This window comes from Variovorax nivicola, assembly GCF_051216475.1.
Lineage (GTDB): Bacteria > Pseudomonadota > Gammaproteobacteria > Burkholderiales > Burkholderiaceae_C > Variovorax.
Map to the genome: position 1 here is coordinate 1 of NZ_JBPJZK010000014.1, position 13,290 is coordinate 13,290.

Sequence of the window (13,290 nt, forward strand, 5' to 3'; positions counted from 1 at the left end):
GGAGGGATCAGGGCCGCAGCTGTTTGAGCGAAGCGAGTTCTGCGGACCCCCTCCGGAGTCGAGCACCGCAGGTTGCCCGTAGCGAAGCGAAGGGACGCAGACAGTAGGGTCGCCTTTCTTTTGCCTACTTTTCTTTGGCGAAGCAAAGAAAAGTAGGTCGCCCGCCGGGGCGAGACCCGGCCCCGGAACGCAAACACGCAACGAGAAGCAAACCGGCTCAAACCGCTTCCTCCTCAATCACAGCCCGCCGCGAGCTCCCCCCACCCAACCGATCAAACGCAAGGTAGATCACAGGCGTAGTGAACAAAGTCAGCAGCTGACTAACAATCAACCCCCCAAAAATCGCCAACCCCAACGGACGCCGCAATTCAGCACCTTCGCCAAAGCTCAACATCAACGGCACAGCAGCAAACAAGGCAGCCAGCGTAGTCATCAAGATAGGCCGAAACCGCAACAAAGCAGCCTGATGAATAGCCTCCCGAGGAGACTTCCCCTGAGTCCGCTCCGCATCGATAGCAAAGTCGATCATCATGATCGCGTTCTTCTTCACGATGCCGATCAGCAGAATGATCCCGATGATCCCGATCACCCCAAGGTCGTTGCCAGTAATCATCAAGGCAAGCAGGGCCCCGACCCCAGCAGAAGGCAGCGTAGACAAGATAGTCAGCGGATGCACATAGCTCTCGTACAGCACCCCCAGCACGATGTACACGCAAACCACCGCCGCCAGAATCAGCCACAACTGGTTCGACAGCGACTTCTCATAAGCCCCTGAAGCCCCAAGGAAAGTCATCGTCACGCTGCCGGGCAACCCGATCTCCTTCGCCGCCGCGCGAATCGCGTCGACCGAAGTCCCAAGGGAAACCCCGGGCGCCGTATCGAAGTTCAGCGTGCTCGCCGGGTACTGCGCCACGTGCGTGATCTGCAGCGGCGCCTGCTGCTCGGTGATGTCCGCAATCGCGGACAGCGGCGTCGCCGTGCCGGAGCCCGCAATCAGGCTCAGCTGCCCCAGCGTCTGCGGCGTATTCACCATGCCGGGACGCGCTTCGAGAATCACCCGGTACTGGTTCGTCTCGGTAAAAATCGTCGACACGATGCGCTGGCCGAACGCGCTGTAGAGCGCATCGTCCACCGTGCTGGCCGTGATCGACAGCCGCGCCGCGGTGTCGCGGTTCACGTTGACGAACGCCGCCAGGCCCTGCGCGCCGGCATCGCTGCTCACGTTGCGCACCTTGTCCGAAGTCTGCAGCTTGGCCACGAGCTTCTTCATCCACTCGGTGATCGCCGCGCTGTCCACGCCTTCGAGCGACACGCGGTATTCGGTCGGACCGGTCTCGGCATCGATGGTCAGGTCTTGCGTGGGCTGCAGGTACAGCGTGACGCCGGCCACCTGCCGCACGCGCTCGCGCAACCTGTCCATCACGTCCTGCTGGTTGCCGCGGCTCTTCGTCAGGTTGATGAGCATGCTGCCGGTGTGCAGCATGGTGTTGTTGGCTGCGTCCACGCCGACGAAGGAGCTGAGGTTCTCGACCTCCGGGTCTTCGAGAATGGCCTGCGCCGCTTGCAGTTGCAGCTGCGACATGCGATCGAAGGACACGTCCTGCGCGGCCTGCACGCGGGCCTGCAGCTGGCCGGTGTCCTGCGTGGGAAACAGGCCCTTCGGGATCGTGAGGTACAGCACCACCGTCAGCACCATGGTCAGCAGCGCGACCAGCAACGTGAGCGGCTGGTGCTCGATCACCCAGTGCAGCGAGCGGTCGTAGCGCACCATCACGCCGCTGAAGAAACGCTGGGCGCGTGCGCCGAAGCCATGGCCGGCCGGGTCTTTCTTTTCTTCGTGCTTGAGCCAGCGCGCCGACATCATCGGCACCAGCGTGAGCGACACCACGGCCGAGATCAGGATGGTGATGGCCAGCGTCACCGCGAACTCGCGGAACAGACGGCCCACCACGTCGCCCATGAAGAGCAGCGGAATCAGCACCGCGATGAGCGACACGGTCAGCGAGATGATGGTGAAGCCGATCTGCGTGGCGCCCTTGAACGCGGCCTGCAGCGGTTTTTCGCCCTCCTCGATGTAGCGCGCGATGTTCTCGATCATGACGATCGCGTCGTCCACCACGAAGCCGGTGGCGATGGTCAACGCCATCAGGCTCAGGTTGTTGAGGCTGTAGCCCAGCAGGTACATCAGCCCGAAGGTGCCGATGAGCGAAATGGGCACTGCGATGCTCGCGATGACGGTGGCGCGCAGGCTGCCCAGGAAGGCGAAGATCACCAGCACCACCAGCACCACGGCCAGCACGAGTTCCATCTCGACGTGCTGGACCGACGCGCGGATGCCGGCCGTGCGGTCGCTGAGCACCTCGATCTTCAGCCCTGCGGGCAAGCCGGTCTGAAGATCGGGCAACTGCTTCTTGATGGCATCGACGGTGGCGATCACGTTGGCGCCCGGCTGGCGCTGCACGTTCATGATGATCGCGGGCGACAGCTTGTTGGTGCCGTCGGCCTTGTTGCCGGCCCAGGCGCTCAGCTGGTTGTTCTCGGCGCTGTTGACCACCTGCGCCACGTCGACCATGCGGATCGGCGCGCCGTTCTTGTAGGTGACGATGAGGTTCTTGTAGTCGTCGACCGTGAGCAGCTGGTCGTTCGAGTTGATGGTGTAGGCGCGCTTGGGGCCGTCGAAGCTGCCCTTGGCGCCATTGGAGTTGGCTGCCGAGATGGCCGTGCGCAGCGTGTCGAGCCCGATGCCGTTGGCTGCCAGTGCCTGCGTGTTGGCCTGGATGCGCACCGCCGGGCGTTGCCCGCCGCTGAGCGACACCAGCCCCACGCCCGAGACCTGGCTGATCTTCTGCGCGAGCCGGGTGTTGACGAGGTTCTGCACCTCGGTGAGCGGCAGCGTGTCGGACGTGATCGAGAGCGTGAGCACCGGCGCATCGGCCGGGTTCACCTTGGCGTACACGGGCGGCGCCGGCAGGTCGGCCGGCAGCAGCGAGCCGCCGGCATTGATGGCGGCCTGCACTTCCTGCTCGGCCACGTCGAGCGTCTGGCCCAGCGAGAACTGCAGCGTGATGATCGACACGCCCGCGGCGCTGGTCGAGCTCATGCGGTCGAGCCCCGACATCTGGCCGAACTGGCGTTCCAGCGGCGCGGTGACGGTGTTGCTCATGACCTCGGGGCTGCCCCCGGGGTAGAGCGTCTGCACCTGGATGGTCGGATAGTCGACCTGCGGCAATGCCGACAGCGGCAGGAAGCGGAACGCCACCAGGCCGGCCAGCACGATGGCGACCATCAGCAGCGAAGTCGCCACCGGCCGGAGGATGAACGGACGTGACGGGTTCACCGGACGGCCTCCGTGCTACGGCTGCAGCTGCGACCGCTCATGGGCGGCGCCCACCCTGGCCACCTTCGCCGCCGCCTTCGGACATGCGCTGCCAGCGCTCCAGCGCCGCCGGGTCGCCGCGGTCCAGTGCTTCGAGGAAGCGCTTGCGGCGCTCCAGCTGCTGCGGGTCGTCCTTGGCGGCGTCGAGCATGCGCTGGCGCTGCTCGGCGGTCGGGAGCTTGGCGGGTGTTGCGGGTTCCGCTGCGGGAGCGGCAGCAGCCGGGCCCGATGCACCTGACGCGCCTGATGCGCCGCCCTTCGGCGCTGCCGCGCCGCCTTGACGGTGTTGTCCACGGCGCGAACCGCTCGCAGGCGCTGACGCCGCACCGGCCGGGCGTTCGACCTGGGTCTGCACGCGCGCGCCGTCCTTCAGCCGGTCGCCGCCTTCGATCACGACCTGCTCGCCGGCCTTCAGGCCCGACATGATCGCCACGTTGTCCACGCTCGATTCACCGCGCGTCACCGGCCGCTGCGACACCGTGCTGTCGTCGTTCAGCACATACACGTAGTCGCCGTTGGGGCCGTGGCGCAGCGCCGTGACCGGCACCACCACCGCGCTGGCCACGGTGCGCAGCAGCAGCCGCAGGTTGACGAACTGGTTCGGGAACAACGCGCTGTCGGCGTTGGCGAAGCGGGCCTTGGCCTTGACGGTGCCGGTGGCGGTGTCGACCAGGTTGTCGAGCGTGGAGAAGGCGCCGTTCGCAAGCTGGCGCGTGCGCGTGCGGTCGAAGGCAGTGGCGTCGAGCTTGGCGCCCTGCGCAAGGCGCTCCTGCACTTCGGGCACGCGGTCTTGCGGAATGGCAAATTCGACGTCGATGGGCGCAATTTGCGTGATGGTCGCAATGCCGTTGGTGGTGCCGGTCGAGATGTAGTTGCCCCCGTCCACCGGCCGCAGGCCGATGCGCCCGCTCACCGGCGCGGTGATGCGGCTCCAGGCGAGATTGAGCTTGGCCGTGTTCTCGTTGGCGCGGTCGATGGCCACGGTACCTTCGAGCTGCTTGACCAGCGCGGCCTGCGTGTCGACGTCTTGCCGGGCGATGGAGTCCTGCCCCAGCAGGGTCTGGTAGCGCTGCAGCGTGACGCGCGCCGCCGCCAGCTGTGCCTCGTCGCGCTGCCGCGCCCCGGTGGCCTGCCCCAGCGCGTTCTGGAACGGCTGCGGGTCGATGGTGGCGAGCACGTCGCCCTTCTTGACCATCTGCCCTTCCTGGAAGAGCACGGCCGTGAGCACGCCCGACACCTGCGGCTGCACGATCACGTTGGCCAGCGGCGTGACGGTGCCCAGCGCCTCGAGTTGCACCGGGATGTCCGCCTGCCTGGCCGTGGCAACACCGACCGTGCTGGAGGCTCCGCCACCGCCGCCGCGCCCACCCGGGCCGCCCGGCCCACCGGGGCCACCACCCTGCCGGCCGGCGCCAGGAACGCCACCAGGGCCGGCCGCGGGCGTCTTCGACCGCTGGATCAGATACCAGGCGCCAGCGCCCAGTGCCACGAGCAGCAGCAGGGTCAGCAGCCCGCCCACCCACCGGCGTCTGCGCACCGTCGGATGTGTTGGCGAGACGGTGGAAGGCAGAGGCTCGGGTGGTTTTTCTTGTTCCATGGGCGGTGCGTGCGAAAGATGCAGGGGGTGCGGACCGGGGTAGTACAGCGCGGAATGGTAGTCCCGCTCTTTGCTGCGCCGTAAAGCGACGGTAAAGCTGCCCGCACGGCATCCGCAATTCACGCCGCCCGGCTGCAATTCGCGCCGCATGCATGCATTCCGTCGCAAGCCGGTGGCTGGGGCGGGCGGGCGCCGGCACAGTCCACTCCATCGATTCCCTTGTGTCCCTTTCTTCAAGTTCTTTTCAAGATTTCTTCCACTTCAACGGAGCGCCACCATGCTGATGCAAATCATCCTTCACACGCCCAAGTGGGTGTTCGCCGTGTTCTTCCTGCTGCTGTGGCTCGGCGCCAGGCAGCTGCTCACCAACAACGTGAGCCTGAGCCGCGTCACGCTGATGCCGGTGGCCATGGGCGCGCTGTCGATCTACGGCGTGGTCTCCGTCTTCGGCGACTCCTTCGGCGCCCTGCTGGGCTGGGCCGCCGCCGCGGTGGTGATGCTGGCGCTGGTACTGCAGCGCCCGCTGCCCGCCACCACCAGCTACGACGCGGCCGAGCGCCGGTTCCACGTGGCCGGCAGCCCTGTGCCGCTGATGCTCATGATGGGCATCTTCCTGACCAAGTACGTGGTGGGCGTAACCCTGGCCATGCACCCCGAGGTGCGCCAGCAAGCCGCCTTCGGCCTCGTGATCCCGGTGCTGTACGGCGCCTTCAGCGGTGTCTTCGCGGCCCGTGCGGTGCGCCTGTGGAAGCTGGCCATCCGCACTGACGCTATGTCGGCCACGGCCCGCGCGGCCTAAGATTCCCTCGGCCACGACTTTCATCCAGGACCCGCCACCATGAACGCGCTCTTGCTGATCCTCAAGATCTCCGTCACGGTGGTGCTCGTCGCCTCCATTGCCGAGGCGCTGGTGCTCTCGTGGCGCAACGGCTGGCGCAGCTACGACTGGAAGGCGGCCGGCGTCTCGGTGGTCGACTTTCTTGTACGCGAGTACCCGTTGCGCTGGCTGCTGCCGCTGGCCTTCTGGACCGGCGCGATGGACTGGTTCTACGCCCACCGCCTCTTCACCCTGCCGATGGACCACTGGAGCGGCTGGGCCGCCTGCTTCATCGGCCAGGAGTTCTGCTACTACTGGTACCACCGCGCGGCGCACCGGGTGCGCTGGTTCTGGTGCACCCATTCCATCCACCATTCGCCGAACCAGCTGAACCTGTCGGCCGCCTACCGCTTCGGCTGGACCGGTCGCCTCACCGGCACGCTGGCCTTCTTCATGCTGGCACCGCTGCTGGGCATGCCGCCGCGGGTGATCCTGCTGATGCTCACGCTGAACCTGCTGTATCAGTTCTGGATTCACGCGACCTGGATCCCGCGCCTCGGGCCGCTCGAATGGGTGCTGAACACACCCTCGGCCCACCGCGTGCACCATGCCTCGAACCTGGAATACCTGGACGGCAACTACGGCGGCGTGCTGATCGTGTTCGACCGCCTGTTCGGCACCTACATTCCGGAGCGCGCCGACCTTCCCTGCCGCTACGGGCTGGTGAACCCGATCACCTCGCACAACCTCTTCGAGATCGAGTTCAGCCAGTGGCGCGCGCTGTTTCGAGACCTGGCCTCGGCTCGTTCGGTGCGCGCCTTCGTCGGCTACCTCGTGAAGCCGCCCGGCTGGAAGCCCGACGGGCCCGGCGACACCACCGAGGAGCTGCGGCAGCGCGCGGCATTGCAGACAGCACCTGCGCCGCAGCCCGCCTCTTCCGATTTCATTCCTGTTCAATACAAGGAGCTGTCATGACCTCTTATGCACCTTCCGATTCCTCCCGCTCCGACGTGGAGCGCCTCGCCCGCCGCCGCGCCGGCGCCAAGATGGGCTGGTACATCCACGCCTTCGTCTACGTGGTGGTCAACCTCGGCCTCGTCACCATCTCGGCCGCCAACGGCCACAGCTGGGCGATGTATCCGCTCATGGGCTGGGGCCTGGGCCTGCTGATCCACGGTGCGGTGGTCTGGTTCGTCGCGCCCGGCGGCGGCTTCTACGACCGGCTGGTGGAACGCGAACGCCGCGCGCTGGACGCCAGGGACCGCGGGTGAGCCTGGACCAGGCTGCCACCAACCAAAGGTTCAGGTCTGAAAACCTGAGGTCCATGCTGCGGCATGGCCTGATCACCGCTGTCTTCTGCTGCCTCATTGCCACCGTGATGACCATCACCGGTGGCGGCAACTGGGCCGGCCACCTGGTCTATTCGCTGTCGATCGGCACCGTGAGCTGGCTGTTCATCGACGGCGGCCGGCTCCTGCTCAGCGGGCACCGTGAAACCCTCTGGCCCGGATGGCCGTGGGGCTTTCTCCTGATCGCGGCGGGCGCGGCCGTCGGCTTCTTCGTCGGCAACCTCATCGGCGACGCCCTGTTCGGCGCACCCGCATTCGACTTCCTCGAATTCAAGGGCCACAAGCTGGCCACCGGCGTCACGATCACCATCATTGCGACGGTCGGCATGTGCTTCTTCTTCTACAGCCTCGGCAAGAGCAAGCACATGCAGGGCCAGATCGACCTGGCGCAGCGCAACGCCACCGAGGCGCGGCTGAAGCTGCTCGAAACGCAGCTGGAGCCGCACATGCTGTTCAACACGCTGGCCAACCTGCGCGTGCTGATCACCGTCGACCCGCCGCGCGCCGTCGCCATGCTCGACCGACTCAACAGCTACCTGCGCATGACGCTCAGCGGCTCTCGCGCGCTGTCGCATCCGCTGTCGGCCGAATTCGAGCGGCTGGGCGACTACCTGGAACTGATGTCGGTGCGCATGGGCGAACGCCTGCACTACACGCTCGACCTGCCGGAAGACCTGCGCGATGCGCCCGTGCCGCCGCTGCTGCTGCAGCCGCTGGTGGAAAACAGCATCCGCCACGGACTGGAGCCGAAGGTGGAAGGCGGCGAAATCGTCGTGCGCGCCCGCAGGGAAGCAGGCCAGCTGGTGATCGAGGTGAGCGACACAGGCGTGGGCCTCGACGCGGCACCGCCTTCGGAAGGCAGCGGCTTCGGGCTGGAGCAGGTGCGCGACCGGCTGGCCACCATGTACGGCGACCGGGGGCACATGAAGCTGGTGCCCTCGCCCGCCGGCGGGACCCGTGCCACGCTGAGCTTCCCTACGCCTGCCTGAACCACTCAACAACGACAAGATGAACCCCACCGCCCTCATCGCCGAAGACGAGCCCCTGCTCGCGCAAGCCCTCAAGGCCGAACTTGCGGTCGCCTGGCCCGAACTGCAGATCGTCGCCACCGCCGGCGACGGCCGCAGCGCCGTGCGCGAGGCGCTGCGCCTGCTGCCGCAGGTGCTGTTCTTCGACATCCGCATGCCCGGCCTCGACGGCCTCGGCGCCGCCGCCGAGCTGGCCGACTGCTGGCCGACCGATGAGGCGCCCATGCCGCAGCTGGTGTTCGTGACGGCTTATGACGAATACGCCACCCGCGCCTTCGATGCACAGGCCATCGACTACGTGCTCAAGCCCCTGCAGCCAGAGCGCCTGCGCAAGACCGTGAGCCGGCTGCGGCAGGCGCTGGCCGCCCGGCAGCCGGCGCCCACGCCAGCGCTGGCCGACGCGGCGCTCGAACAGACGCTCGCCCAATGGCGCCAAGTGTTGACCGCAGCCGGCGCAGGGGCGACGTCCGCTCCCGCACCGCTGCGCATGATCGCCGCCAGCGACGCTGGCGGCAGCACCGTGCGCATGGTGCCCATCGACGAGGTGCTGTACTTCGAAGCCGCCGACAAATACCTGCGCGTGCTGACCGCCACGCACGAATACCTGATCCGCACACCGCTCAAGCAGCTGCTGCCCCAGCTCGACACCGACACCTTCTGGCAGGTACATCGGGCAGTGGTGGTGCGCAGCGCGGCCATTGAGTCGGTGCATCGCGACGAGGCCGGCAAGCTGCATTTAATGCTGCGCGGCCGGGCCGAGAAGATTCCAGTCAGCCGCCTGTACGCCCATCTTTTTCGCGCCATGTGAAATTAGCCAGAAGCGCACCCAAAGAAAAAGCCGGCCCTTTCGGGGCCGGCTTTTTTCATTCAGTCACGAATGCCGTGGCGTTTTAGCGCCAGTGGCCATGGCCGCGGTAGTAGCCACGACCGTAGTAGCGCGGGCCGTAATACGCCGGCGGCGCGTAGTAGACCGGGGCCGGACGGTAGTACACCGGCGGCGGCGCGTAGTACGGCGCTGGCGGGGCGTAATAGACAGGGGCCGGCGGCGCGTAGACCGGGGCCGGGTAGTAGGCCGGACCGCCCACGCCCACTGCCACGCCGGGAACGCCGACACCGATGGACCAGCTGACGTCGCTGCGGGCGCTCGCCGAAGTGGCGGCAAACAATGCACCGGCTGCCACGACGCCTGCGGCGGCCCATTTGAAGAAGGTTGAACGTGTGAGGCTCATGATTCGGACTCCTTGTTACGGTGGGCTGCGTTCGGGTGTGAACCGCCCATGTGTGTATTGAACGCGGCAATTGCAAAGGGGGTGCACCGGGCAATGTGAAGAACGTTGCCAAAGGTAACTCATAGAGGGTGCCCCCTAAAATGCCACGATGACCTCCCCGACCGACAAAAGCGGCGCCAAGACGACCGCTGCTCCGAGCAATTTCCTGCGCCACGTGATCGAGAACGACCTCGCACAAGGTGCCTATTCTGGCCGCAAGTGGGGCGGTTCGCCCGGCAACGCCGCCCATCACGCCCAGGGCATGGTCGATCCGGCCAAGGTGCGCATGCGCTTTCCGCCCGAACCCAACGGTTACCTGCACATCGGCCATGCCAAGAGCATCTGGCTCAATTTCGAGCTGGCCAAGGAATACGGCGGCGTGAGCCACCTGCGCTTCGACGACACCAACCCCGAGAAGGAAGACCAGGAATACGTCGACTCCATCCGCGACGCGGTGAAGTGGCTCGGCTACGAAACCTACCTGGCCGACCGCCCCAGCGCCCCCGGCACGCTGCAGCCGCACGAATACTTCGCGAGCGACTACTTCGACTTCATGTACGAGGCCGCCGAATACCTCATCGGCGCCGGCCTCGCCTACGTAGACGAGCAAACCGCCGACGAAGTGCGTGCGAACCGCGGCGACTTCAACACGCCCGGCACCGACAGCCCCTTCCGCACCCGTACGCCCGAAGAAAACCTCGCCCGCTTCCGCGCCATGCGCGACGGCCAGGTGGCCGACGGCGCCGCCATCCTGCGCGCCAAGATCGACATGGCCAGCACCAACATCAACATGCGCGACCCCGCGCTGTACCGCGTGCGCCGTGCCACCCACCACAACACCGGCGACAAGTGGTGCATCTACCCGATGTACACGTATGCGCACCCCATCGAAGATGCGCTGGAGCAGATCACCCACTCGATCTGCACGCTGGAGTTTGAAGACCAGCGCCCCTTCTACGACTGGCTGCTCGACCGCCTCGCCGAAGGCGGCCTCATCGCCAGCCCGCATCCGCGCCAGTACGAATTCGCGCGCCTCAACGTGACCCACGTGCTCACCAGCAAGCGCAAGCTGCGCCAACTGGTCGAAGAAAAATACGTCGACGGCTGGGACGACCCGCGCATGCCCACCATCGCCGGCCTGCGCCGCCGCGGCTACACGCCAGAGGCACTGCGCCTGTTCTGCGAACGCAGCGGCACCACCAAGTCGGGCGGCTGGATCGACTACGCCAGCCTCGAAGCCGCGCTGCGCGACACCCTCGACCCCGTCGCCCCGCGCGCCATGGCCGTGCTCGACCCGGTGAAGCTCGTCATCACCAACTGGGGTGAGCTGATGGGTGGCGACAACGTGCTCGACGACTGCTCGGCGCCCGTGCACCCGCACCACCCCGAAATGGGCAAGCGCGACTTCAAGCTTGGCCGCGAGGTGTGGATCGAACGCACCGACTATGAAGAAGTGCAGCCCAAGGGCTTCTTCCGCCTGTTCCCGGGCAACAAGGTGCGGCTGAAGTACGGCCACGTCATCGAATGCACCGGCGGCACGAAGGATGCGAGCGGCAAGCTCGTCGAAGTACAGGCCACGCTGGTGCCCGACACCAAGAGCGGCACGCCCGGCGCGGACGCGATCAAGGTGAAGGGCAACATCACCTGGGTGGCGGCTGCGGATGCGGTGCAGGCCGAGGTGCGGCTCTACGAGCGGCTGTTCGCGGCGGCGAACCCGGGTAGCAGCGAACTGCTGGACGAGCTGAACAAGCAGAGCCTGGAAGTCTGCTCGGCGTTCGTCGAGCCTTCGCTGGCCAAGGCGGAGCCCGGCGTGGGCATCCAGTTCGAGCGGCACGGGTACTTCGTGCGCGATTCGAAGGGCGGTACGGACGGCAAGCTGGTGTTCAACCGCGCGGCCGGCATGCGGGACAGCTGGGGCAAGTAACCCGGTCGTTCTTGGCTGCTTATTCGGGCCGCTTGTAGACCACGCCGATCACCGCGCTGTTCTCATCGGTGGTGCACACGGCGGAGCGGCCCTGCGGCCCGACCTTCAGGTTGATCGTGTAGACACCGTCGCGCGGCGTCGTCCCCTTGTCCGCAAGGATGCTGGCCGCAGGCACCCTGAGTTCTCGCGCGGCGGCAGCCACGCAGTTCTTGACGCTCGCCTCAGGCGCGCCGCCCACGCGGATGCCTGGGCTGTTGCACGCCGCCAGCAGAAGGCCTGCAATCGCGGCGCAGGCAAGATGGATGAAGCTTCGCATCGTCATTCCAGGTTCTCCTGTGTGATGAACCGATTGGAACCGCCAGGACCATCGAATGTTGCAGGACAGACCCGGGCTATCCTGTCGGCCAATGAATTTTCCGAGCCCTTCTTCCCGCCTGATCCGCTTCAACAAGCCCTACGGCGTACTCAGCCAGTTCACGCCCGAGGGCCGCTGGCGCGGCCTGAAAGACTTCATCGACATTCCCGATGTCTACGTCGCCGGCCGGCTCGATGCCGACAGCGAGGGTCTGCTGCTGCTCACCGACGACGGCAAGCTCCAGGCGCGCATCACCGATCCGCGCTTCAAGATGGAGAAGATCTACTGGGTGCAGGTGGAAGGCATGCCGACCGAAGCTGCACTCGCCTCCTTGCGCAGCGGCGTGCAACTCAACGACGGCCTTACACGCCCGGCGAGGGCGCGGCTGCTCGACCCACCGCCCGAAGTGTGGGAGCGACAGCCGCCCATCCGCGAGCGCAAGAGCATTCCCACCGCGTGGCTGGAGCTGGCGATCAGCGAAGGCCGCAACCGCCAGGTGCGGCGCATGACGGCGGCCGTGGGGCTGCCGACACTGCGCCTGATCCGCGCCGCCATCGGGCCTCATACGCTCGACGGACTGGCGCCCGGCACCTGGCGGGAATAAGCAACCAGCGCGGCAACGCACGAACAGCCGCACAACCTTCATTCTTCAAGCCTCTTCCATGCACATCCCCAATCTCGCTCCCCTTGTCCTGAACCGCCGCAGCACCATGCTCGGCGCCATCGGTCTGCTTGCATTGCCCGCAACGCACGCCAACGCCGCAACCCCGGCCAAGACGAAGAAACAGCCGGCGCAGCCCGGCGTGTGGCCGCACGCGTCCCAGGTGCCGGGTGGCGTGGCCCGCTTGTCGCTGGGCCCATCGGCCAAGCGGCCTCAAGCCTTCGCGGGCGACGTGCCCCTGCTCGTGCTGGGCGACGCCATCGAATGGACCGCACTGGTCGGCATTCCGCTCGCAGCCGAATCCGGCGAAGCCAGCATCGCAGTGCGCACCGAAGGCAAGCCCGAGCGCCAGATCGCCTATACGGTGGCTCCGAAGCAGTACCGCGAACAACGCCTGACAGTGGCACCCCGCACGGTCGACCTGTCGCCCGAGGACCAGGCCCGCTACGAGCGCGAACGCGACCACCAGGCCACCGTGATGGCCACGCTCACGGACATGCGAGCGGATGCATCGCTGCAGATGCGCGTGCCCGTACCGGGCCGCCGCTCAAGTTCGTTCGGCCTGCGCCGGGTGTTCAACGGCCAGTCGCGCAATCCGCACAGCGGCATGGACATCGCGGCGGGCACAGGCACGCCGGTGCTGGCGCCGCTACCCGGGAAGGTAATCGACACGGGGGACTATTTTTTCAACGGCGGCACCGTGTGGCTCGACCACGGTGGCGGGCTGCTGACGATGTATTGCCATCTGAGCCGGGTCGATGTGAAGGTCGGCGACGTGCTGAAGACCGGCGAGCCACTGGCTGCCGTGGGTGCGACCGGTCGGGTGACGGGGCCGCACCTGCATTGGTCTGTGATGCTGAACCGGGCGATGGTGGACCCGGCGCTGTTCATCGCGGCCTGAGATCCAGCGAGGAG

General features: G+C 66.7%; 12 protein-coding genes. 8 read left to right on the forward strand and 4 right to left on the reverse strand.

What is annotated here, in order from left to right:
- Positions 1 to 217: 217 nt before the first annotated feature.
- Together ACSFBF_RS32680 and ACSFBF_RS32685 are read right to left on the reverse strand one after the other, a co-directional pair.
- A complete protein-coding gene (locus tag ACSFBF_RS32680; protein WP_435474346.1) occupies positions 218 to 3,337 on the reverse strand; it encodes an efflux RND transporter permease subunit in 3,120 nt (1,039 codons plus the stop codon).
- Positions 3,338 to 3,374: 37 nt separating this feature from the next.
- The gene (locus ACSFBF_RS32685) at positions 3,375 to 4,973 is read right to left on the reverse strand and encodes an efflux RND transporter periplasmic adaptor subunit (RefSeq protein ID WP_435474348.1); all 1,599 of its coding nucleotides are present in this window, start codon (positions 4,971 to 4,973) and stop codon (positions 3,375 to 3,377) included.
- A 277-nt stretch (positions 4,974 to 5,250) separates the two neighbouring features.
- Between ACSFBF_RS32685 and ACSFBF_RS32690 the strand changes: the two genes are divergently transcribed.
- Genes ACSFBF_RS32690 through ACSFBF_RS32710 form a run of 5 tightly spaced genes read left to right on the forward strand, consistent with a single transcriptional unit; the run spans position 5,251 to position 8,975 of the window.
- Entirely contained in the window at positions 5,251 to 5,772 is a 522-nt protein-coding gene (locus tag ACSFBF_RS32690) for a DUF6622 family protein (protein ID WP_435474350.1), read from the forward strand.
- 39 nt (positions 5,773 to 5,811) lie between these two features.
- The gene (locus ACSFBF_RS32695; RefSeq protein ID WP_435474352.1) at positions 5,812 to 6,765 is read left to right on the forward strand and encodes a sterol desaturase family protein; all 954 of its coding nucleotides are present in this window, start codon (positions 5,812 to 5,814) and stop codon (positions 6,763 to 6,765) included.
- Positions 6,762 to 7,061, forward strand: a complete 300-nt coding sequence (locus tag ACSFBF_RS32700; protein WP_435474354.1) for a 2TM domain-containing protein — start codon at positions 6,762 to 6,764, stop codon at positions 7,059 to 7,061. The genes ACSFBF_RS32695 and ACSFBF_RS32700 overlap by 4 nt, the downstream gene beginning before the upstream one ends.
- A gap of 53 nt (positions 7,062 to 7,114) precedes the next feature.
- Positions 7,115 to 8,128: a sensor histidine kinase gene (locus tag ACSFBF_RS32705; RefSeq protein WP_435474356.1), complete on the forward strand. Its 1,014-nt coding sequence runs from the start codon at positions 7,115 to 7,117 to the stop codon at positions 8,126 to 8,128.
- Between the two features lie 19 nt (positions 8,129 to 8,147).
- Positions 8,148 to 8,975 (forward strand): LytR/AlgR family response regulator transcription factor, encoded by an 828-nt coding sequence (locus tag ACSFBF_RS32710; RefSeq protein WP_435474358.1) that lies wholly within the window; start codon positions 8,148 to 8,150, stop codon positions 8,973 to 8,975.
- A gap of 82 nt (positions 8,976 to 9,057) precedes the next feature.
- Here the strand turns inward: ACSFBF_RS32710 and ACSFBF_RS32715 are convergent, their stop codons facing one another.
- A complete protein-coding gene (locus ACSFBF_RS32715) occupies positions 9,058 to 9,396 on the reverse strand; it encodes a hypothetical protein (RefSeq protein WP_435474360.1) in 339 nt (112 codons plus the stop codon).
- A gap of 148 nt (positions 9,397 to 9,544) precedes the next feature.
- On the opposite strand from ACSFBF_RS32715, the gene ACSFBF_RS32720 reads away from it, so the two are divergent.
- Entirely contained in the window at positions 9,545 to 11,359 is a 1,815-nt protein-coding gene (locus ACSFBF_RS32720; RefSeq protein WP_435474362.1) for a glutamine--tRNA ligase/YqeY domain fusion protein, read from the forward strand.
- A gap of 19 nt (positions 11,360 to 11,378) precedes the next feature.
- Here ACSFBF_RS32720 and ACSFBF_RS32725 read toward each other — a convergent pair whose 3' ends face one another.
- The gene (locus ACSFBF_RS32725; RefSeq protein ID WP_435474364.1) at positions 11,379 to 11,681 is read right to left on the reverse strand and encodes a hypothetical protein; all 303 of its coding nucleotides are present in this window, start codon (positions 11,679 to 11,681) and stop codon (positions 11,379 to 11,381) included.
- Between the two features lie 85 nt (positions 11,682 to 11,766).
- On the opposite strand from ACSFBF_RS32725, the gene ACSFBF_RS32730 reads away from it, so the two are divergent.
- Positions 11,767 to 12,318, forward strand: coding sequence for an rRNA large subunit pseudouridine synthase E (locus ACSFBF_RS32730; RefSeq protein WP_435474366.1), 552 nt, complete (start codon positions 11,767 to 11,769; stop codon positions 12,316 to 12,318).
- A gap of 58 nt (positions 12,319 to 12,376) precedes the next feature.
- On the forward strand, positions 12,377 to 13,276 hold the full coding sequence (locus tag ACSFBF_RS32735; protein WP_435474368.1) for a peptidoglycan DD-metalloendopeptidase family protein: 900 nt from the start codon (positions 12,377 to 12,379) through the stop codon (positions 13,274 to 13,276).
- The last annotated feature ends 14 nt before the right edge of the window (positions 13,277 to 13,290 follow it).